This window comes from Bradyrhizobium cenepequi, from assembly GCF_020329485.1.
GTDB lineage: Bacteria > Pseudomonadota > Alphaproteobacteria > Rhizobiales > Xanthobacteraceae > Bradyrhizobium > Bradyrhizobium cenepequi.
On sequence record NZ_JAGKJI010000022.1, the window covers coordinates 44654 to 62664 of the forward strand.

The window sequence follows — 18011 nt, forward strand, 5'->3', positions numbered from 1 at the left end:
GAACTTTGTGAACTGGTTCACACTGTGCAGGAATCTTTTGTCGCAGCCGCGCCGCCTCAGGCCGCGCCTGCGGGCGCAACTCTCTTCCACCGTCATTCCGGGATGCGCGTAGCGCAGGCCCGGAATCCATTCGAGTGGAGAGAGTGTCCCCCAAGGCGCGCCGCCTCAGGCCGCGCCGCGCTGGCCTTTGCCTGCCGTGGCGGGCTCGGCCGCGGCTCGGATGATCCAACGGCGGAAGGCAGCAAAATCGCGCTGACCGGTGCGGAAGCCGTGATAGACGAGGTACCAGCGCATGCCCTTCGGCACGCTCAGCTCGAACGGCGCAACCAGCCGCCCCGCGGCGAGATCATCGTCGATATAGGGGCGGATCCCCATCGCGACGCCGAGACCGTCGATGGCCGCCTGCAGCGCCTGGCCGTAGAACTCGAATTCGGGCCCGCGCGCCGTGAGCCGTCCGACGCCGGCGGCCTTCAGCCACGTCGGCCAATCGTCCGGCGAGTGCGCTACGCGAAGCAGGTTTCTCCCCTTGAGGTCGCTTGCGCGCTTGAGCTGGCTCGCCAGCCGCGGCGCGCACACCGGCAACAGATCGGCGGCGAACAGCGGCTCGGCCACCAAACCTGGCCAATCGCCGTCGCCGAGCTTGATGCCGCAGCTCCAGTCGTCGCTGAACGGCTCCGGCGCCGCGGCGCCGCCGGTGGTGATGCGGACCTCGATCTCGGGCTCCTGCTTCTGGAAATCGGCGAGCCGCGGGATCAGCCATTTCATCGCGAAGGTCGGCCCGACGCCGATGGTCAGGACACGAACGCTCGCGGGCGCGGTGACCTGCGCCGTGAGGTTCGCCAGCGCATCGAAGATCGGGGTCAATCCGCTCTGGTAGAAGCGGCCGGCCGCCGTGGTGACGAGGCGGTTGGCCTTGCGCTCGAACAGCGCCACCCCGAGCCGATCTTCCAACAGATGCACCATGCGGCTGATTGCGGCCGCGGAGACGTTGAGCTCGGTGCCCGCGGCGGCAAAGCTGCCGGTGCGCGCCGCCGCCTCGAATGCCTTGATGCCGTTGAGAAAGAGCAGCCGCCGCAAACCATCACCCTCAGGAAAGCTGATGCCAGGAGGAGATAACTCAGTTTGCGCGGCATGTCCAAGCGGGGCACAACAATGACGTTAAGCCTGAGGTTGAATCGGTGCGGCTCGCTTCACCTCGCCCCGCTTGCGGGGAGAGGTCGGATCGCATCGCAGATGCGATCCGGGTGAGGGGGAGCCTCCGCGAGTCGTTTGCTACCGTGTTCGCGGAGACAGCCCCTCACCCCCAACCCTCTCCCCGTAAGAACGGGGAGAGGGAGAGGAAGCAGTTTGCCGCGTATCGATCCGCGTTCGTCCCGCTGGAGAGTCTCGTGAGTCTACTTCTGATTGCAGCGCTTGGCGTGCTGATGGTCGCGACGGCGTTCCTGTCGGGGCTGTTCGGCATGGCCGGTGGGCTGATCCTGATCGGCGTGCTGCTCACCATCCTGCCGCTGCCGTCGGCGATGGTGCTGCATGCGATCACGCAGATGGCCTCAAACGGCTGGCGCGCCCTGCTGTGGCGGGCGCATATCCGCTGGCGGCCGGTCGCCGTCTACATGATCGGCTGCGGCGTGGCGCTGGCGATCTGGTCGATCACGCGCTACGTGCCGGACAAGCCGATCGCGCTGCTCCTGCTCGGCATCACTCCGTTCATGGCGCGGCTGACGCCGAAGGGAATAAAGCCGAATCCCGATAGCATCTGGCAGGGCACGTTCTACGGCTCGGTCTGCATGGGGCTGATGCTGATGACCGGCGTTTCCGGCCCGCTGATGGACACCTTCTTCCTCGGCGGCAATTTCGGCCGCCGCGAGGTGGTCGCGACCAAGGCGACCTGCCAGGTCGCGAGCCATTTCACCAAGCTGATCTATTTCGGCGGCATCATCGATCAGGCCGCGACGCTCGATCCGGTGCTGGCGGGCGTGGCTGTGGCGGCCTCGATGCTCGGCACCACGCTGGCGCGGCGGATCCTGGAGGCGATGAGCGATGCGCAGTTTCGCACCTGGGCCAACCGGCTGATCACGACGGTGGCGAGCTACTACATCCTCTATGGCGGCTGGCTGCTGGTGGCGCGCAACAGCGCAATGGCGAACTGAGGTAAGGTTCCAACCGATACCATTGACTTGCGCGGACGGTCGGAGCAAACTTCATGCAATCGCATCTTTCTCCGATGCGCGTTCCCCCTCAGCGGCAGGATCACGCTCATGATCGACCTCCACTACTGGACCACGCCGAACGGCCACAAGATCACGATGTTCCTCGAGGAGACCGGGCTGGACTACAAGATCATCCCGATCAACATCGGCAAGGGTGAGCAGTTCACGTCGGAGTTCCTGGAGATCGCGCCCAACAACCGGATTCCCGCGATCGTCGATCATGCGCCGAAGGGCGGCAGCAAGCCGATTTCGCTGTTCGAGTCCGGCGCGATTCTGCTCTATCTCGCCGACAAGACCGGCAAGTTCCTGCCCGCCGATCTCTATGGCCGCTATGACGCGATCCAGTGGACGTTCTGGCAGATGGCCGGTCTCGGTCCGATGGCGGGTCAGAACCATCACTTCCGCAACTACGCGCAAGAGAAGCTGCAATACGCCATCGACCGTTATGTGAATGAGACCAACCGGCTCTATGGCGTACTCAACAAGCGCCTCGCCGACCGCGAATTCGTCGCCGGCGACTATTCGATCGCCGACATGGCGAGCTATCCCTGGGTTGTCGGCCACCAGAACCAGGGCCAGAACATCGACGATTTCCCGCATCTGAAGCGCTGGCTGGAAACGATCAAGGCGCGACCCGCCACGGTGCGCGCTTATGCCAAGGCGAAAGAAGTCAATCCGAATTTCGGCCAGCCTGCGATCCGCACCGAGGAGGAACGCAAGATCCTGTTCGGCCAGACCGCGGCGGTGGTGCGGTAGCGCTGCCGTCTTCCGCGTGCTCCGCTGTCATCATCCGCGAAAGCGGATGATCCAGTAACCACTGCCGGTCATGAATTCATGCAGCGCAGCGGCTACCGGATGCCCCGCCTTCGCGGGGCATGACGGGTCTCTGGATTCTGCGGTTGCGCTCGTTACTGCCACGGCTACTCTGACCGCCCATATCAGCGGGATTGATCCATGGCCATGAAACTATTCGAACTCGTCGGCACTGACACGTCCCGTCCGTTCAGCCCGTATTGCTGGCGTACGCGGATGGCGCTTGCGCACAAGGGGCTCAGCGCCGAATCGATTCCCTGGTGCTTCACTGAGAAGGAAACGATTGCCCCGCACAAGTCGGACAAGGTGCCGGTGCTACTCGACGGCGATACTTCCGTCGCCGATTCCTGGGCGATCGCCAACTACCTCGAGGATGCGTATCCCGACCGTCCCTCGCTGTTCGGCGGCGAAGGCGGCCGCGCCATCGGGCGCATGCTGAACTGGTGGGGCGATGTCACTGTGGTCGGCGGCATCTTCCCGCTGATCGTCGCCGATATCCCGGCGCATCTTGCGCCTGACGACGTCGCCTATTTCCGCAAGACGCGCGAGGCGCGGCTCGGCAAGCCGCTGGAGGAGGCCGCCGCCACCCGCGATCGCGGCGTCGAAGGCTTTCGCAAAAGTCTCGATCCACTGCGGCTGACGCTGCGGACGCAGCCCTATCTCGGCGGCGAGAAGCCAAACTATGCCGACTACATCGTGTTTGGTGGCTTCCAATGGGCGCGCGTCGTAAGCCCGTTCAAGCTGCTTGTCGAAAGCGATCCGGTCTACGCCTGGCGCGAGCGCCTGCTTGATGCGTTCGACGGCATGGCGCGGAGATCGCCGGGCTTCGAGGTGTAGCTACAGCGCGCCGCGTTCCCGCAGCATCGCCAGCGCCGCGTTGAGGTCCGGCAGCACCGCGGCGCATTTCGTGCGCGACTCCTCGGTCGGCGGGATCATGTCCGGCACCATGAGCGTGATCGCACCGGCGGCGTGGGCCGCAGTCACGCCGTGGTTGGAATCCTCGATCGCGACGCAGGCCTGCGGCTGCACGCGGAGCCGTTGCGCTGCCAGCAGATAGAGATCCGGGCTCGGCTTGCACTGCGCGACGTCGTCGCTCGTCAAAATCGTGTCGAAGCGCGCGCGGATTCCGGCGAGCGTGAGGTGCTGGTCGGCGGAGCGGCGCGAGGAAGAGGTCACGATCGCCATCGGATAGTCCGCGGATCGAAGCGCATCGAGCAGTTCGAGGGCGCCCGTCTTCAGCGGCAGGCCGGCGCGAAAGATCTCGTCGCGATTGGTGGCGAAAGCCTTGTTGATCTCGGCGAGCGGAAAATCGTGGCCGTAGCGGCTCACCAGCATCAGCTCGCATTCCGGCCCGGGAAGGCCGATCATGGCGTGACACACGGCAACGACATCATCGGTATAGCCATGCGCATTCAGTGCCGCGATCAGGCTATCGAAATAGACCTTCTCGGTATCGAGCAGCGTTCCATCCATGTCGAGCAGGACGGCGCCGATGTTCCAGCGGCTCGTCACGTCGCCGCCGCATCGGTTTGCTGCCTCGCGAGCTCGCGCATGCAGTCCGGGCACAGGCAGTCGCCGCCATCATGGGCCGGCATCGGCAGGCGATAGGGTTCCGCCGCGCACCAGCAGTCGCCCGACTGGCTGCAAGTGAAAGCAGTGCCACAGCGGGCGCAGGAAAGCTGACGCGAGGTGCTTTCTTTCCGATTTGTCATGTAATCGGCCGCTTTCCTTTCGCTGAATTAATCCGGGTTTATCCCGATGCGCGCTATGATGATGCACAAATCATAGACCGAGGACGCCCGAAGGGAAATCCGATGGCCCGCGATTCGCAAGCAGCCCTCGTTGCGCTCAATCGCTTCGGGTTCGGCGCCCGCGGCGGCGCTTCCGGCGATTTCGTCAATGCCGCGTTCGATCCGCGCGGCTTTGTCAAATCAGAACTCAATCGCGCCAATGCTGCGCTCCTGGAGATGCCGGGGCTTTGCTCGACGCCAGCGCTCGGCAAGGCGCTGTTCGACTATCAGTTCGAGATCCAGCAGGCGCGCAACGCCGCCGCGAAATCCGCCGCGACGGAAGCGGCGCCAGCGGAACCGAAAGCGCAGCGCCGCAATCCGTCGCTCTCCTCGATCGCCAAGGACATGACGGCCAAGGAGCCGATGGCGCAAGCCGATGCGATGCAGCCCAATCCACCGAGGCCGCCGCCGCAACAGGCCAACGTCATCCAGAAGACGTTTCGCACTGAAGCGCTGGCGCGCGTCCAGCGCGCGACCTTTGCCGAGTGCGGGTTCGTCGAGCGCCTGGTCGTGTTCTGGTCGAACCATTTCTGCATCTCCGCGAGCAAGGGCGCCCTGGCGCGGATCTGGGCCGGCTCGTTCGAGCGCGAGGCGATCCGGCCGCATGTGCTCGGCCGCTTCGCCGACATGCTGAAGGCGGTCGAGCAGCATCCGGCCATGCTGTTCTTCCTCGACAACCAGCAATCCTTGGGGCCGGACTCGCGCGCCGGCATCAACCGCAACCGTGGGCTCAACGAAAACCTCGCCCGCGAGATCATGGAATTGCATACGCTCGGCGTCGGCGGCGGCTACACCCAGGACGACGTCACCGCGCTTGCCCGCATCATCACCGGGTGGACCTTTGCCGGCCGGCGGGGCCAGCTCGGCCCACCCGGCACGTTCGTGTTCAATGCGAACGCGCATCAGCCCGGCGCGCAGCGCGTGATGGGCAAGGTCTACGAGCCGAATGGCGTAGCGCAGGGCGAGGCCGTGCTTGCCGACATCGCGCGCCATCCCTCGACGGCAAAGTTCATCGCTACCAAATTCGCGCGGCATTTCGTTGCTGATGATCCGCCGCCGGCGCTGGTGGCGTACCTGCAGGATGTCTTCAGCAAAACCGATGGCGATCTGAAGGCGCTTGCGACCGCGCTGGTGGATTCCGGCGAGGCCTGGCAGGCGCCGCTGACCAAGATGCGTTCGCCTTACGAATTCCTGATCGCCTCCGGCCGGCTGCTTGGGCGCAATCCCGAAGATCCTTCCCGCTACCTGGGCGGTCTCAACGTGCTCGGTCAGCCGCTGTGGTCGCCGGCCGGACCGAACGGTTTTCCCGATATCAGCGCGGCATGGGCCGCGCCCGAAGGCATGAAGCTGCGGCTTGATATCTCGGCGCAGATTGCCTCGCGGCTTGGCGACGGCGTCGATCCGCGCGAGCTGCTCGAATTGGTCGCCGCGGATGCCGCCTCGCCGGACACGCGGCGCACGATAGAGCGCGCGGAGTCGCGCCAGCAGGCGCTGGCGCTGCTGTTGATGTCGCCGGAATTCCAGAGGAGGTGACGATGCAATGCTGTGAAGGCCTGCGGTCGCAGGCCACCTCGCGCCGCTCTCTGCTGCTTGGCGGCGCTGCGTTCGCGGCCTGGGCGTATGTGCCGAAATTCGCGCGCGCCGCCGATGGCCGCGATCCGCGGCTCGTGGTGGTGATCCTCCGCGGTGCGCTGGACGGCCTTGCGACGGTGGCGCCGATCGGCGACCCCGACTACGCCGGCCTGCATGGCTCGATCGCGCTCCGGCCGGACGGGCCGAACGCGGCCGTCATGCTCGACTCCTTCTTCGGCCTGCATCCGGCGATGCCGGAGTTCGCGCGGATGTATCGCGCCAGGCAGGCCGCCGTGATCCACGCGGTCGCGACCTCATATCGCGAGCGGTCGCATTTCGATGGCCAGGATGTGCTTGAAAGCGGCTTCGCAGGACCGGGCAGGGTGCAATCGGGCTGGCTCAACCGCGCGCTGGAAGCGCTGCCGAAAGGCGAGCGGGTGACGCGCGCGCTCGCGGTCGGCCCCACCACGCCACTGGTGCTGCGCGGCCCGGCGCCGACCGTCGGCTGGGCGCCGGTCGCGCTGCCGCAGGTCGATGACGACACCGCGATGCGCCTGCTCGAGCTCTATCAGCATCGCGATCCCGCGCTCGCCTCGGCGCTCACGCAAGGTCTGCAGCTCGAAAAAGCCGCGCAAGGCGACGAGATGAAGCGCAAGCCCGGCACCAATGGCATCAGTGCGATGCGGCTCGTCGCACGCGGCGCGGCGAAATTGATGGCGGCCGACGATGGTCCGCGGATCGGTGCGCTCGCTTTCGACGGTTGGGACACCCACGCCAAGGAGGGCGGGCCGGTCGGCCGTCTCGCGCAACTGCTCGGCGGCCTCGACGGCGCGCTGGCAGAATTCGAAAGCGGGCTTGGCGAGCGCTGGCGCGACACCGTGATCGTCGTCGCCACTGAATTCGGCCGCACCGCGCGCATCAACGGCACCGAAGGCACCGATCACGGCACCGGCACCGTCGCGCTGCTCGCTGGCGGCGCGGTGAAAGGCGGTCGCGTGATCTCGGATTGGCCCGGCCTGAAGCCCGCCAATCTCTATCAGGGCCGCGACCTCGCACCGACCATCGATCTGCGCGCCGTGATGAAAGGCGTGCTGCACGATCAGTTCGGCCTCACCGACCGCGTGCTGGCGGAGTCGGTTTTTCCCGACAGCCAACCCGTGAAGCCGATGCAGGGGTTGGTGGTATAAAACCTCTCCCCGCTCTTTTGCGGGGAGAGGTCGGAGGCGGCGCGCAGCGCCGGCTCCGGGTGAGGGGCAGGGCGATGCGTGGCCGCAATGAAAAAATGATCCGAATCGCAAGGCGCTTACGCGCCGATCAAACGGACGCGGAAACAGTGCTCTGGAATCGTCTTCGGAATCGTCAACTGGACGGTCATAAGTTTGCCAGGCAGGTTCCGATCCGAGGCTATGTCTGCGACTTCGCGTGTCGTGAGAAGCAGATTGTTATTGAAGTCGACGGAGGTCAGCACAACGAGTCCGCGGCAGACGAAATCCGCGACCGTCGGCTCGTTGCCGATGGTTACAAGGTGCTGCGATTTTGGAATAACGACGTGCTCAGCAATGTTGAGGGCGTCTTGATCACGATTCAGGCTGAACTTCGCGGACAGAGCCCCTCACCCCGCCCTCTCCCCGTGAAGGACGGGGAGAGGGAGTGAGAGAGTCCCGTCTACTGCTTCGTAATCTCATCCACCTGCGCCAGCTCTTCCGCAGTCAAGCTCCACCCGATCGCCTTGACGTTCTGTTCGATCTGTTCGACGCGGGTGGCGCCGGCGATGACGCTTGAGACTTGCGGGCGCGCGGCGAGCCAGGAGAAGGCGAACTCCAGCAAAGTGTGGCCGCGCTCCTTGGCGAAGGCCTGGAGCTTGTCGACGATGTCCTCGTTACGGGGCGTGACGTAGCGGTCGCGCAGCGCCGGCATCTTGCCGAAGCGCGTGTCGGCAGGTGCTGTGGCGCCGCGCTGGTACTTGCCGGTCAGAAGGCCGCTCGCGAGCGGAAAGAACGGCAGCAGGCCGAGATTGTATTCCTGCGCCGCCGGCAAGAGGTCCTTCTCGATGTCGCGCACCACGAGGCTGTATTCGTCCTGGCAGGAGACGAAGCGGTTCACGTTCATCGCGCGCGCGACATATTCCGCTTCCGCGATCCGCCAGGCCGGGAAGTTCGAATTGCCGATGTAGCGCACCTTGCCCTGCCGCACGAGATCGTCGAGCGCGCGCAGGGTTTCGTCGATCGGCGTCAGCGGGTCGTACTCGTGCTGCTGATAGAGATCGATGTAATCGGTCTTCAACCGCTTCAGGCTCGCTTCGACCGCCGACACGATGTAGCGGCGCGAGGCGCCCTGCTTGGTGCCGTCGGTCGCCATCGGCTTCGCATATTTTGTCGCCAGCACGATGTCCTTGCGGCGGTCGCCGAGCACGGCGCCGAGCACCGTCTCCGAGCCGCCCATGCCGGCATAGATGTCGGCGGTGTCGAACAGGGTGATGCCGAGGTCGAGCGCGCGGTGGATCACCTGGCGCGAGGTTTCGAGGTCAGTGCGCTGGCCGAAATTGTTGCAGCCAAGGCCGACCGCGGAAACGCGCAGGCCCGAGCCGCCGAGATTGCGAATTTGCATCGAACGATCCAAAGAGCAGGAGGAAAGACTGCGCATTGTGGCCCGCACGCTGGGACCTCGCAAGGCAGTGGCCGGCTTGCACGTCATCGCCGGTTGCAGTCCAGCCATGAGCGGATGTCGCGCAAAAAAAGCGGCCCCGGTCAGACGCGGCGACTGACGGGGACCGCTCGGGGGGCGTGTGATCTGAGACGGGGGGCCTGATCAAACGCACTGGAAAGCCTAGCCGTGCTTTATTACGCCCGGGTGACAGGTAGGTTATCCACAGCCGGCCGCATGGCCGACAGCTCCGCAAGGATCGATCAGAACAGCTTGCGATAGACGACGAAGCCGGGTTTGTCGGCGACCTTGTCGTAGAGCTGCATCGCGGTGTGGTTGGTCTCGTGCGTCAACCAATAAACACGCGCAGCGCCGGCGCGCTTTGCCTGCTCATAGACGCCCGTAATCAGCGCGCGCCCGATGCCTTTGCCGCGCGCGGCTTCGCTGGTGAACAGATCCTGCAGATAGCAGACCGGCTCGATCGCAATGGTCGAACGATGAAACAGGTAGTGCGTGAGGCCGAGTAGTGCGCCGCTCTGTTCGGCGACCAGCGCATGCACCGGCTCGTAAGCATCGAAGAAGCGCGACCAGGTCATGCGCGTGATCTCAGGCGCCAGCGCAGTCGGGCCCGAACGGCCGTAGAACGCGTTGTAGCCGTCCCAGAGCGGCAGCCACTGCTCGTAGTCCTGCCGGGTGATAGAGCGGATGATGATGTCGTCGGACATGGGGGAAGCCATGGTGAAGCGGAAGATGACGCCGCGGATGGCGGCACGGTGCCCGTCGTTATTATCGGCACGGTGGACGCGGATCAATCGTCCTATTCGGCGGCGCGCAATGGCGAGCCAAGCCCGCGATCAAGTGCGAGACCGATGCCGCGCAGGGAGCGATAATAATCGACCTTCCTCGGATCGTCGGTGCGGCGCACCAGGTCGGTCACTGGTATGTAACTCAGCATGCGGCCGCCGTCGGGCAGCGCCGTGCAACTGAAGCGCAGCACCTGGCCGTCGGCGAGGTTGATGTTGATCGGCGTGGAATCGCCAATCCGCATCATTTCGATGCGCCGTGCGATGAAGTCGTTCAGTTCATCCTTCGGCAATTCATAGGCGCCGGTGTCGCGGCCGTGATACATCAGCGCGATGAATGGCGGCTTGCTTTCCGCCTGTTCGTCGGACAGCGCGAAATAGTGGCGGAAGGCACGATTGATGAACTCCGCCCGCGTGTCCGAATCCAGGAGCACGATTCCGATATCGACCTGGTCGAGCGCGGCCTTCAAGCGCTCCGCGGTGGCATGATGCTTCTGCTCCCAGGCGAAGGCATCTATCCATTTCCGCCTGAGCAGGCCGGTGATGACGGCGGTGACGGCGGCGGTCGCCGCCAGCAGCGCCATCCGCGCGAGGTCCGACAGGTCATAGCCCGGTGTCGCACGATGGTTGAGGAAGAAGATCGCCGAGCCTGCGACCGCAATGGCCGCGCTCAGAAGGCCCGACGCGATGCCGCCGGTTGAGCTCGCGAGCGCGACGATGCAAACGAACAATGGCGCCGGATTGGGCACGCCGGCGAAATGATGGTCGACGGCGAAGGCGGTCAGCGCCGTCGCCACCGTGAGGGCAGGGCCCAGTATAGCGTGCCAGTTCAACTGCATGCTCGCGCCTCGTTACAACCGAGGATAGGCGCGCAGTTTGGCGGCTGGTTTCGCTCGCGGCGGGATTTTGCGCGTCACACTTAAGATGCGTTTGATTGCGAGCGACAAGCTTTCGCATTGTTGGAATCAAATGCTATGCGAATTGGCTGAAATCAGTTCCGTGGCATGGATCGCTCGCGAAGATCATGCTCGGTCATGCTGCAGCGGACCATTGCCGGAGGATGTCGATGCCTACCATTGCTCCCACGATCCTGCCGATCCTGATGCTGTTTGCCTCCAACGTCTTCATGACCTTTGCATGGTACGGGCATTTGAAGTTCAAGGGGAGCCCGCTGCCGGTCGTGGTTATCGCGAGCTGGGGCATCGCGTTCTTTGAATATTGGCTTGCCGTGCCGGCCAACCGGTGGGGCAGCGCGGTCTATTCGGCGGCGCAGCTCAAGACCATGCAGGAGGTGATCACGCTGATCGTGTTCGCAGGCTTTTCGGTGCTCTATCTCAAGGAGCCGCTCGCCTGGAACCACGCGCTCGGCTTTGCGCTGATCGCCGCCGGCGCGTTCCTGATCTTCCACAATTTCGCGTGATGGTGGCTGATCTGTGCTCCCTTCACCTCCCCTTGAAAAGGGGAGGTCGGTTTGCGCGCAAGCGCAAACCGGGTGGGGATCAATTTTCTCCACACGCACCTGCGCCCGCGGCAGACCCCCATCCCAACCGTCCCCCTTTTAGGGGGAAGGCGCGCAGCGGCGCAAGCTGCACGCGCTATTTAGTCGTACGAGACATCACCCGCACCGCAGGGGCGCCATCCTCGCCACGGGTGCCCGTGACGATCAGGAGCGAGGCCGCGAGCAGGATCGCGACGGTCAGTCCAATCGTCACCAGTCCGACAGGTGTCTTCAACATGCTCTGGTCGCGATATCAGCCGTCGCGCCTCGCGTGGTTACGATTTCTAGAAGGGGAACCACCGGATCAGGTCGAAAGCGGCATCGCCATCGTGACCTTGATCGACAGCATTGTCAGTGTGATCACAACACACGGCGACAACGCACCGGTCGTGACCGAGGTGGCGGTCGCGCTCGCCAGTCGGGACGGGACTGCTGGCGCGGTGCGGCTGTCGAAGCCGGCCGTGCCTGGCGACCATGTCATGGTCCAAATCCTCGCATGCGTGGGCGAATCACCACGTTCTCTGGCTGGAGGATTCGCAATCGTCGCCGGCAATATTGCGGCGGTTACCATGCGAAAAATGGCGAAACCGCGGCATCGCGAGAGGTTTTGCCCGTAATTTTACGGGCTATGCCCGCAATTCCCGCTATTCAGCCCCTGCGGCAATGCCGGGGGCGTCGTCCAATTCGGCTTCCGGCCGCCAGTCCATCGGGACGAAGCCGGGCACCTGTTCGACCCGCCTGAGCCAGGCGCGGATCGCCGGAAAGGTGACGAGGTCGAAATCGCAGCGGTCGGCGACGTGGGTGTAGCCGTAGAGCGCGATGTCGGCGACCGTGAGCTGGTCGGCGGCGAAGAAGTGCGCGGTCTTGAGATGGTTTTCCATCACCTGCAGCGCGGCGTAGCCCCGCTCCATCCAGTCTTCCAGCGCGTGCGTCTGGAGGTCGCGGCCACCCTTCACGAGCGATAGCCAGAAATAGGCCGCGCCGATATTTGGCTCCAGCGCGTGCTGTTCGAAGAACATCCATTGCAGCGCCTCTGCCCGGTCGATCACCGACTCCGGCGCGAGCGGCGTGCCGCCGGCGACATACCAGAGGATGGCGTTGGATTCGGCGAGGTAACGTCCTTCCTCGACTTCGAGCAGCGGCACCTGGCCGCTCGGGTTCTTGGCCAGAAACTCCGGCGTACGGCTCTCGCCGCGCAGGATATCGACCTCGATCGCCTCATAGTGCGTATCCAGCAGCGCCAGCGCAAGGCGAACCTTGTAGCTGTTGCCGGAGAGCTGCATCGAATAGAGCTTGTACATCTGCCCGAGTTCACCCAGTGGAGGGGCGTCAGCGGCAGGTGGTGCCGCAAACGCAACTCCACAATGATGCCGACGGGGGTGCGTCGCAAGACCTGCGGGATGGAAAAAGTCGAAAACTGCTCCCGCACCGCACGCGTGCAGAATGATTCCATTGGCGCAGCAGGATCACGCCCCTGCTATCCGGTGATCGCAGCACGATTCCCTCGGATCCGATCGGAGTGAACGAAGTGAAGTTGCGGCAAAAGTGCCGAGGAAACCCTGCTTTTCGCTTGCCGCTGCACCGCAACGGTCCTAGAAACGCTCCTGCGCCATTGTGCGTTCTTTCCATCAAAATCCGGAGACGATGATGTCCTTCCTGTCCGCTGCGCTTGATCGTGTGAAGCCGTCCGCGACGATCGCGGTCACGGACAAAGCACGCGCGCTGAAAGCGGCGGGCCGCAATGTCATCGGGCTCGGCGCCGGCGAGCCGGATTTCGATACGCCGGCCAACATCAAGCTGGCGGCGATCCATGCGATCGAGGCCGGCAAGACCAAGTACACCGATGTCGGCGGCATTCCCGATCTGAAGGAGGCGATCATCGCCAAGTTCCAGCGCGAGAACGGCCTCACCTACAAGCCGAACCAGGTGATCGTCGGCACCGGCGGCAAGCAGGTGCTCTACAACGCGCTGATGGCGACCATCAATCCAGGTGACGAGGTCATCATTCCCGCGCCCTATTGGGTGAGCTATCCGGAGATGGTCGCGCTGGCCGGCGGCGAATCCGTGCCCGTGGTGTGCACGGCCGATCGCGGTTTCAAGCTCAGCGCGGAAGATCTGGAAAAGGCGATCACGCCGAAGACCAAGTGGATCATCCTCAACTCGCCGTCGAACCCGACCGGCGCCGCCTACACGCGCGCCGAACTGAAGGCGATCACCGATGTGCTGGTGAAACATCCGCATGTCTGGGTGATGACCGACGACATGTACGAGCATCTGGTCTATGACGACTTCGTCTTCGCCACGCCGGCGCAGATCGAGCCGAAACTCTACGACCGCACGCTGACGGTGAACGGCGTCTCCAAGGCCTACTGCATGACCGGCTGGCGCATCGGCTATGCCGGCGGGCCTGCGCAGCTCATCAAGGCGATGGCGACTATCCAGTCGCAGTCGACCTCGAACCCGTCGTCGATCTCGCAGTGGGCCGCGGTCGAAGCGCTCAACGGTCCGCAAGATTTCATTCCCGAGAACAACAAGGTGTTCAAGGAACGGCGCGACCTGGTGGTTTCGATGCTGAACCAGGCTGCCGGTATTGACTGCCCGCGGCCGGAAGGCGCGTTCTACGTCTATCCGTCCTGCGCCGGCACCATCGGCAAGACATCGCCGAGCGGCAAGGTGATCGAGAACGACGAGGACTTCGTCACCGAACTCCTGGAGAGCGAGGGCGTTGCGGTCGTGCACGGTTCGGCCTTCGGCCTCGGCCCGGCGTTCCGCATCTCCTACGCCACCAAGACCTCGGATCTCGAGGATGCCTGCAAGCGCATCCAGCGCTTCTGCGGCAATCTGCGCTAGTCAAAAGCAATCAAGCGAGACTGAGAGGCCCGCGCAAGCGGGCTTTTTCTTGTTCCAGCGCAACTTGGTTGTGCCGTCAATCTGGTACGGCCGCAACGCTTGTGGCATAGACAAGCACGCGCCGCGGGCAGACGCGTCCTTCATCTTTACTCACGTCACATCCTTTCAGCCGGAGATATCTTCATGCGTCGCTTCGTTCTTCGCGCGAGCACGACCATCGTGATGCTCGCATCGGTCATCGCCGGCGCCAACGCGCAGCAGCCAGAGCGCGTGCGGGTTGGCGTTCTCGAATGCCGCGGCGGCGCCAGCGTCGGCTTCATCGTGGGGTCGGTCACCCATCTCGGCTGCGTGCTGCGCGTCGAGGGCATGCCGGAAGACCGCTATGTCGCGACCATTCAGAAAGTGGGTCTCGATCTCGGCATCACCCAGGAGACGGCACTGGCCTGGGGCGTTTATGCGCCGGTGTCGCGGCTTGGACCGGGCGACCTTTCCGGCAACTACGCCGGTGCGCAGGGCAGCGCGACGCTCGGCGTCGGCGTCGGCGGCAATGTGCTGGTCGGCGGCTCCAACAATTCGATCGCGCTGCAGCCGCTGAGCCTGCAGGGCCAAGTCGGCCTCAACATCGCAGCCGGACTCGCGAGCCTGGAACTCCGGCCGGGGCGCTGACGCCAGGCGCGTGGATGGTGGGCACGCTGCGCTTTGCCCACCCGACTCCATCGTCATTGCAAGCGAAGCGAAGCAATCCACATCTCCGCAAGTGGTAAAATGGATTGCTTCGTCGCTGTCGCTCCTCACAATAACGGCACCATTCGGCTGTGCCTGCTTCGTTACATTACATCGCAACGCAGCGACGTTTTCGCACTTGCCAAACGCTCGCGACGGGCGGAGCATCACCGGTTGCCGACCCAATCAAGGGCCGAGCTCCAGATGAGGAGACGGCAATGGGACAAGACGTCAGAAGTCCCCGAGGTCCACGGTGCATCGCACTTGTGGGCCCTTTCCAAAGCGGTAAGACCACACTTCTAGAAGCAATCTTGGCGCGGACCGGTGCGATCCGCACAGCCGGCAGCGTCGATGCCGGAACTTCCGTTGGCGACGCCAGTTCCGAAGCGCGCCATCACAAGATGAGTGTCGGGCTTACCGCCGCCACCACGACCTTCATGGGCGACAGCTACACCTTCCTCGATTGTCCCGGCTCGGTCGAATTCGCGCGTGACATGCGCATGGCGCTTCCTGCCGTCGATGCTGCGGTCGTGGTCTGCGAGGCCGATGAGAAGAAGCTGCCGCAATTGCAGCTCATCCTGCGCGAATTGGAAGAGCTCGCCATTCCCCGTTTCCTGTTCTTGAACAAGATCGATCGCGCCAACAAGCGCGTCCGCGAGACGCTCGCCATGCTGCAGCCGGCCTCGCGCGTGCCGCTGGTGTTGCGGCAAATTCCAATCTGGAACGGCGACCTGATCGAGGGCTTCGTCGACTTGGCGCTGCAACGCGCCTTTGTCTATCGCGAGCACAAGCCGTCAGAGGTGGTCGCGATCGAAGGCGGCGATCTCGATCGCGAGAAGGAAGCGCGGTTCTCGATGCTGGAGAAGCTCGCCGATCATGACGACGCGCTGATGGAGCAGTTGCTCGAGGACATCCAGCCGCCGCGCGACGCCGTGTTCGACGATCTCGCCCGCGAGCTGCGCGACGGCGTGATCTGCCCGGTGCTGCTCGGCTCGGCGCTGCGCGAGAACGGCGTGCTGCGCCTGCTGAAGGCGCTGCGCCATGAAGCGCCTGGCATCGCCGAGACAGCCAAGCGCCTTGGCGCGCCCGCGACGAAGGATGCGCTCGCCTATGTGTTCAAGACCGTGCATTTGCAGCATGGCGGCAAACTGTCGCTGGCGCGGCTGCTCGCCGGCCGTCTCGACGATGGCGCGACGCTGACCTCCGCGTCCGGCGAAACCGGCCGCGTCTCGGGCATTCTCGCCGTGAGCGGCGCCTTCGACACCAAGCGCCCATCTGCAGAAGCCGGCGAGACGGTTGCGCTTGGCAAGCTCGATGCGATCAAGACCGGCGACACCGTCGCGGGCGGCAAGAGCGCGCCGCCGTCGCTGGCGAAGGTCGAACCGACCTCGCCGGTGCTCGCGATGTCGGTCGCGGCCAGCGACCGCAAGGACGACGTCAAGCTCGGACAGGCGCTGCTGCGGCTGAGCGAAGAGGATCCATCGCTGACCCAGATCCAGAATCCGCGCACCCACGACACCGTGCTGTGGGGGCAGGGCGAGATGCATCTGCGCGTCGCGGTGGAACGGCTGCGCGACCGCTTCGGCGTCAACGTCAAATCGCACCCTCCCGCGATCGGGTATCAGGAAACCATCCGAAAACCGGTCACTCAGCGCGGCCGGCACAAGAAGCAGTCCGGCGGCCACGGCCAGTTCGGCGACGTGGTATTGGAAATAAAGCCCCTGCCGCGCGGCTCCGGCTTCACCTTCGACGAGACCGTGGTCGGCGGTGCGGTGCCGCGGAACTATATCGGCGCGGTGGAAGAGGGCGTGGTCGACGGCCTGCTGAAGGGACCGCTTGGCTTTCCCGTGGTCGACGTTCATGTACGTCTGACCGACGGTTCCTACCACAGCGTCGACTCCTCCGATTTGGCGTTCCGCACTGCGGCGCGGATCGGCGTCACCGAGGCGCTGCCGAACTGCCAGCCGGTGCTGCTGGAACCGATCCACATGGTCGAAATCGTCTGCCCGACCGACGCCACCGCCAAGATCAACGCCATCCTGTCGGCGCGGCGGGGGCAGATCCTCGGTTTCGACACCCGCGACGGCTGGGCCGGCTGGGACTGCGTCCGTGCCACCATGCCAGAAGCGGAAATCGGCGACCTGATCGTGGAACTCCGCTCGGCCACCGCCGGTGCTGGCAGTTTTACACGCCAATTTGATCACATGGCTGAAGTGACCGGCCGGACGGCCAATCAGATTATTGCGGCGCATCGCGTGGCGGCATAAGTGTTGCTAGGATCATGGCCCCGGATCGAGGGTCATGATCCCCGCATCGCCATGGAAGTTGTCGATCTCTCCTTGAAAATGCGGCGGCTGACGCAATGGCTGGACGGCCGTTGTCAGCCCTATCGGCTCGTGCGCCGTCGGTTCGACGGTCCTCCGTTCGGTCACTGCTACGTGACCATTGATCCCGAACGTCAGGCGCCGTTCCCGTCCGCCAATCTCAATCGCGTTTATCTCTGCGGCACCGATCCCGCCATGACGGATGATGCGATCGCGCGCTTCATCGATCTGTTCACGGCCGCAGGCGTGAAGCGCTTCTTTGTCTGGCTCAGCCCGGGTCCCGACATGGACGTGATGCGGGCGCGACTCGAGGCGGGGGGCCTGTTGCGCGCCCGGCGCACCGGATATCCGACCTTGTGGCGCACGGCGTATTCGCCGATCCACTTCAGCACCGATCTCGGCATCCGCGAGGTGACCACCGACGAGATCGACGCCGCGCGCGATCAGCTCGGCGACACGCTGTGGCCGGAATATGCGCGCTCGGCCGGCCGCAGGGGTTTCGTTCACTACATGGCGTTCGACGGCGATCAGCCGGTAGCGATCGCCGCGCTCTGCCTGTTCGAGGATATCGGCTATCTCCTGGCGGCGACAACCGCCGAAAGCCACCGCAAGCGCGGCGCGCAGCAGGCGCTCATTGCAAAGCGGGTCGAACGCGCCGAGCAGATGGGCTGCAGAGTCCAGGTCTCCGAGACCATGTACATGCTGGAGCATTCGTACCGCAATCTGCGGCGCGCCGGTTTCACGGAAGCCTACGAGAAAGAGGTCTACGAGTGGACGGCGTGACG

19 protein-coding genes are annotated in these 18011 nt (G+C 64.4%); 12 read left to right on the top strand and 7 right to left on the bottom strand.

Annotation, left to right across the window (positions count from 1 at the left end):
- Window positions 1-165: 165 nt before the first annotated feature.
- Window positions 166-1077 carry a LysR substrate-binding domain-containing protein gene (locus tag J6497_RS22245; RefSeq protein WP_225706408.1) on the bottom strand — a complete coding sequence of 304 codons (912 nt, stop codon included), beginning with the start codon at window positions 1075-1077 and terminating at the stop codon, window positions 166-168.
- 347 nt (window positions 1078-1424) lie between these two features.
- Here J6497_RS22245 and J6497_RS22250 point away from each other — a divergent pair, with 347 nt between their 5' ends.
- The 3 genes from J6497_RS22250 to J6497_RS22260 all read left to right on the top strand — a co-directional run bounded on the left by J6497_RS22250 (window position 1425) and on the right by J6497_RS22260 (window position 3860).
- Window positions 1425-2150, top strand: a complete 726-nt coding sequence (locus tag J6497_RS22250) for a sulfite exporter TauE/SafE family protein (protein WP_249793690.1) — start codon at window positions 1425-1427, stop codon at window positions 2148-2150.
- A gap of 108 nt (window positions 2151-2258) precedes the next feature.
- Window positions 2259-2966: a glutathione binding-like protein gene (locus tag J6497_RS22255; protein ID WP_225706410.1), complete on the top strand. Its 708-nt coding sequence runs from the start codon at window positions 2259-2261 to the stop codon at window positions 2964-2966.
- A 198-nt stretch (window positions 2967-3164) separates the two neighbouring features.
- Window positions 3165-3860: a glutathione S-transferase family protein gene (locus tag J6497_RS22260; RefSeq protein WP_225706411.1), complete on the top strand. Its 696-nt coding sequence runs from the start codon at window positions 3165-3167 to the stop codon at window positions 3858-3860.
- On the opposite strand, the gene J6497_RS22265 is transcribed toward J6497_RS22260, so the two are convergent.
- Window positions 3861-4535, bottom strand: coding sequence for an HAD family hydrolase (locus tag J6497_RS22265; RefSeq protein ID WP_225706412.1), 675 nt, complete (start codon window positions 4533-4535; stop codon window positions 3861-3863).
- A gap of 302 nt (window positions 4536-4837) precedes the next feature.
- On the opposite strand from J6497_RS22265, the gene J6497_RS22275 reads away from it, so the two are divergent.
- The 3 genes from J6497_RS22275 (at window position 4838) to J6497_RS22285 (ending at window position 8039) form a co-directional block, all read left to right on the top strand.
- Window positions 4838-6346: a DUF1800 domain-containing protein gene (locus tag J6497_RS22275; protein WP_225706414.1), complete on the top strand. Its 1509-nt coding sequence runs from the start codon at window positions 4838-4840 to the stop codon at window positions 6344-6346.
- 2 nt (window positions 6347-6348) lie between these two features.
- Window positions 6349-7572, top strand: a complete 1224-nt coding sequence (locus J6497_RS22280; protein ID WP_225706415.1) for a DUF1501 domain-containing protein — start codon at window positions 6349-6351, stop codon at window positions 7570-7572.
- 74 nt (window positions 7573-7646) lie between these two features.
- Window positions 7647-8039, top strand: a complete 393-nt coding sequence (locus J6497_RS22285; protein WP_225706416.1) for an endonuclease domain-containing protein — start codon at window positions 7647-7649, stop codon at window positions 8037-8039.
- Between the two features lie 11 nt (window positions 8040-8050).
- Here the strand turns inward: J6497_RS22285 and J6497_RS22290 are convergent, their stop codons facing one another.
- The 3 genes from J6497_RS22290 to J6497_RS22300 form a co-directional block, all read right to left on the bottom strand.
- Window positions 8051-8992, bottom strand: coding sequence for an aldo/keto reductase (locus J6497_RS22290; protein WP_225706417.1), 942 nt, complete (start codon window positions 8990-8992; stop codon window positions 8051-8053).
- 299 nt (window positions 8993-9291) lie between these two features.
- The gene (locus tag J6497_RS22295; RefSeq protein WP_225706418.1) at window positions 9292-9753 is read right to left on the bottom strand and encodes a GNAT family N-acetyltransferase; all 462 of its coding nucleotides are present in this window, start codon (window positions 9751-9753) and stop codon (window positions 9292-9294) included.
- Between the two features lie 92 nt (window positions 9754-9845).
- Window positions 9846-10670, bottom strand: a complete 825-nt coding sequence (locus tag J6497_RS22300; RefSeq protein ID WP_225706419.1) for a PAS-domain containing protein — start codon at window positions 10668-10670, stop codon at window positions 9846-9848.
- 227 nt (window positions 10671-10897) lie between these two features.
- On the opposite strand from J6497_RS22300, the gene J6497_RS22305 reads away from it, so the two are divergent.
- Window positions 10898-11251, top strand: coding sequence for a DMT family protein (locus J6497_RS22305; RefSeq protein ID WP_225706420.1), 354 nt, complete (start codon window positions 10898-10900; stop codon window positions 11249-11251).
- 175 nt (window positions 11252-11426) lie between these two features.
- Here J6497_RS22305 and J6497_RS22310 read toward each other — a convergent pair whose 3' ends face one another.
- Window positions 11427-11567 (bottom strand): hypothetical protein, encoded by a 141-nt coding sequence (locus J6497_RS22310; RefSeq protein WP_225706421.1) that lies wholly within the window; start codon window positions 11565-11567, stop codon window positions 11427-11429.
- On the opposite strand from J6497_RS22310, the gene J6497_RS22315 reads away from it, so the two are divergent.
- Window positions 11566-11946: a hypothetical protein gene (locus J6497_RS22315; protein ID WP_225706422.1), complete on the top strand. Its 381-nt coding sequence runs from the start codon at window positions 11566-11568 to the stop codon at window positions 11944-11946. The two genes, J6497_RS22310 and J6497_RS22315, sit on opposite strands and share 2 nt — an antisense overlap.
- 27 nt (window positions 11947-11973) lie before the next feature.
- Here the strand turns inward: J6497_RS22315 and J6497_RS22320 are convergent, their stop codons facing one another.
- Window positions 11974-12630 carry a glutathione S-transferase family protein gene (locus J6497_RS22320; RefSeq protein ID WP_225706423.1) on the bottom strand — a complete coding sequence of 219 codons (657 nt, stop codon included), beginning with the start codon at window positions 12628-12630 and terminating at the stop codon, window positions 11974-11976.
- Window positions 12631-12976: 346 nt separating this feature from the next.
- On the opposite strand from J6497_RS22320, the gene J6497_RS22325 reads away from it, so the two are divergent.
- From J6497_RS22325 to J6497_RS22340, 4 genes are all read left to right on the top strand, one after another.
- Window positions 12977-14179 carry a pyridoxal phosphate-dependent aminotransferase gene (locus J6497_RS22325; RefSeq protein ID WP_225706424.1) on the top strand — a complete coding sequence of 401 codons (1203 nt, stop codon included), beginning with the start codon at window positions 12977-12979 and terminating at the stop codon, window positions 14177-14179.
- 183 nt (window positions 14180-14362) lie between these two features.
- Window positions 14363-14845: a DUF992 domain-containing protein gene (locus tag J6497_RS22330; protein ID WP_376708256.1), complete on the top strand. Its 483-nt coding sequence runs from the start codon at window positions 14363-14365 to the stop codon at window positions 14843-14845.
- A gap of 275 nt (window positions 14846-15120) precedes the next feature.
- Window positions 15121-17169, top strand: coding sequence for an elongation factor G (locus tag J6497_RS22335; RefSeq protein WP_225706425.1), 2049 nt, complete (start codon window positions 15121-15123; stop codon window positions 17167-17169).
- Window positions 17170-18009 (top strand): GNAT family N-acetyltransferase, encoded by an 840-nt coding sequence (locus J6497_RS22340; protein WP_225706426.1) that lies wholly within the window; start codon window positions 17170-17172, stop codon window positions 18007-18009.
- Window positions 18010-18011: the final 2 nt, after the last annotated feature.

Bases quoted from the DNA above. Each gene is read 5' to 3' on its own strand.
- J6497_RS22250 (WP_249793690.1), top strand. From the start codon at position 1,425: ATGGTCGCGACGGCGTTCCTGTCGGGGCTGTTCGGCATGGCCGGTGGG.
- J6497_RS22255 (WP_225706410.1), top strand. From the start codon at position 2,259: ATGATCGACCTCCACTACTGGACCACGCCGAACGGCCACAAGATCACG.
- J6497_RS22260 (WP_225706411.1), top strand. From the start codon at position 3,165: ATGGCCATGAAACTATTCGAACTCGTCGGCACTGACACGTCCCGTCCG.
- J6497_RS22275 (WP_225706414.1), top strand. From the start codon at position 4,838: ATGGCCCGCGATTCGCAAGCAGCCCTCGTTGCGCTCAATCGCTTCGGG.
- J6497_RS22280 (WP_225706415.1), top strand. From the start codon at position 6,349: ATGCAATGCTGTGAAGGCCTGCGGTCGCAGGCCACCTCGCGCCGCTCT.
- J6497_RS22285 (WP_225706416.1), top strand. From the start codon at position 7,647: ATGCGTGGCCGCAATGAAAAAATGATCCGAATCGCAAGGCGCTTACGC.
- J6497_RS22290 (WP_225706417.1), bottom strand. From the start codon at position 8,992: ATGCAAATTCGCAATCTCGGCGGCTCGGGCCTGCGCGTTTCCGCGGTC.
- J6497_RS22295 (WP_225706418.1), bottom strand. From the start codon at position 9,753: ATGTCCGACGACATCATCATCCGCTCTATCACCCGGCAGGACTACGAG.
- J6497_RS22300 (WP_225706419.1), bottom strand. From the start codon at position 10,670: ATGCAGTTGAACTGGCACGCTATACTGGGCCCTGCCCTCACGGTGGCG.
- J6497_RS22305 (WP_225706420.1), top strand. From the start codon at position 10,898: ATGCCTACCATTGCTCCCACGATCCTGCCGATCCTGATGCTGTTTGCC.
- J6497_RS22315 (WP_225706422.1), top strand. From the start codon at position 11,566: ATGCTCTGGTCGCGATATCAGCCGTCGCGCCTCGCGTGGTTACGATTT.
- J6497_RS22310 (WP_225706421.1), bottom strand. From the start codon at position 11,567: ATGTTGAAGACACCTGTCGGACTGGTGACGATTGGACTGACCGTCGCG.
- J6497_RS22320 (WP_225706423.1), bottom strand. From the start codon at position 12,630: ATGTACAAGCTCTATTCGATGCAGCTCTCCGGCAACAGCTACAAGGTT.
- J6497_RS22325 (WP_225706424.1), top strand. From the start codon at position 12,977: ATGTCCTTCCTGTCCGCTGCGCTTGATCGTGTGAAGCCGTCCGCGACG.
- J6497_RS22330 (WP_376708256.1), top strand. From the start codon at position 14,363: ATGCGTCGCTTCGTTCTTCGCGCGAGCACGACCATCGTGATGCTCGCA.
- J6497_RS22335 (WP_225706425.1), top strand. From the start codon at position 15,121: ATGGGACAAGACGTCAGAAGTCCCCGAGGTCCACGGTGCATCGCACTT.